General features: G+C 70.0%; 1 protein-coding gene. It reads left to right on the forward strand.

Annotated features, from left to right (window positions below; genetic code table 11):
* On the forward strand, positions 1–576 hold a 576-nt coding region (locus ACFPIH_RS56405), incomplete at its 5' end, for an alpha/beta fold hydrolase (RefSeq protein WP_381188187.1).
* Between the last annotated feature and the right edge of the window lie 10 nt (positions 577–586).

Raw genomic sequence — 586 nt, forward strand, 5'->3', positions numbered from 1 at the left:
CTCGTCGTACAGGACTACGGCGGACCGGTCGGCTTCCGGATGGCCATGGCGCATCCGGAGCGGCTGCAGGCGCTGATCATCCAGAACGCGGTGGCCCACGACAGCGGCCTGGGCCTGGTGTGGCAGACACGGCGTGCCTTCTGGGCCGATCGCCGCGCCCACGAGGCGGCGCTGCGCGAGAACTTCCTCTCCCCGGACGCCACGCGGGCACGGCATCTCGGCAACGACCCGGCGATCGACCGCTACGACCCCGACCTGTGGACGGACGAGCTCACGTTCCTGAACCGGCCGGGACAGGCGGACATCCAGCTGGAGCTGTTCTACGACTACCGCACCAACGTCGCCTCCTACCCGACCTGGCAGCGGTGGCTGCGCCGCACCCAGCCCCGCACACTCGTCCTCTGGGGACGGTACGACGCGTCGTTCCGCGCCCAGGAGGCCGACTCGTACCGGGCCGACCTGCCCGCCGCGGAGATCCACCTGCTCGATGGCGGCCACTTCGTCATGGACACCTGCGCCGACGAGACCGCCCAGCGGGTCCGGGCCTTCCTGACGACCGAGGCGAATGGTGTTTGAACCCATACGT

The sequence above is a fragment of the Streptomyces vulcanius genome (assembly GCF_042653945.1).
In the GTDB taxonomy this organism is placed as follows: Bacteria; Actinomycetota; Actinomycetes; order Streptomycetales; family Streptomycetaceae; genus Streptomyces; species Streptomyces mangrovi.